The organism is Streptomyces daliensis (assembly GCF_054782395.1).
Genome location: NZ_BAAGSO010000112.1, coordinates 1 through 1,035, shown reverse-complemented (window position 1 = coordinate 1,035; position 1,035 = coordinate 1). Strand labels below are relative to the sequence as shown.

Below are 1,035 nucleotides of genomic sequence, written 5' to 3'. Positions count from 1 at the left end.
GCGCGCGGGAGCGGGCGGACAGCGATACGGATACTTCGACGTGTCGTGATGACAAGTGTGAGGTCGGTGAGCCGGTCGATGTGGCGACCGGCGAGATGGTCATGTCCGTGGCGGATGTGGAGCTGCCGGGTGCGTTGCCGTTGGTGCTGGAGCGGCACTATGTCTCGGGGCATCCGTGCGGGGGCTGGTTCGGCCCGACGTGGGCGGCGACGCTCGATCAGCGCCTGGAGATCGACGATCAGGGTGTTGTCTATGTCGCGGATGACGGGATGGTGCTGACGTATCCGGTGCCGGAACCGGATGTGCCTACGATGCCGTCTTCGGGGCCGCGGTGGCCGCTGTACTGGGATGGCAAGCCGGAGGGCACCTTCACGCTGGTGGTTCCGGAGCGCAACCGTGCCCTGCACTTCGCGGCGCTGCCTGCCAGCGGGCCCGAGCTGGTGCTTCAGGCGGTCACCGACCGGTCGGGCGAGGGGGACCGGGTCGAGTTCCTGCGCGATGCCAGGGGCACTCCGACCGAGGTCCGTCACTCGGGCGGTTATCGCGTCGTGGTGGACACCGATCCGGGGCTGCGCCGGGTCACGGGGTTGCGTCTGCTGCACGGCGCAGCACATGAGCGCTCGACGGTGCTGGTGTCCTTCGGCTATGACGGGTCCGGTGATCTGACGGAGGTCGTCAACTCGACGGGCAGGCCGCTGCGTTACCGCTACGACGAGCGGCACCGCATCACCTCGTGGACGGACCGTAACAACACCACGTTCGGTTATGTGTATGACCACCGTGGCCGGGTGCTGCGCACGGTGGGTCCGGATGGGATCTACTCGGGCCGTTTCCATTACGACACGGCCGCGCGGACGACGCGCTACACCGACTCCCTCGGCAACCAGTCCACCTACGTTCTCAACGGGGCGGGGAAGGTCGTCGCGGAGACCGACCCGCTGGGCCACACCACTCGCACGGAGTGGGACGAGAGCAACCGGCTGCCCCTGACCGTGACGGACCCGCTGGGGAACGTGACCCGTTACGCGTATGACG

1 protein-coding gene is annotated in these 1,035 nt (G+C 67.7%); it reads left to right on the top strand.

The features are described 5' to 3' along the window. Nucleotides 1–80: 80 nt before the first annotated feature. Nucleotides 81–1,035: DUF6531 domain-containing protein (locus ACYVOO_RS31360; protein ID WP_461019099.1), on the top strand; the 955-nt coding region annotated here is incomplete at its 3' end.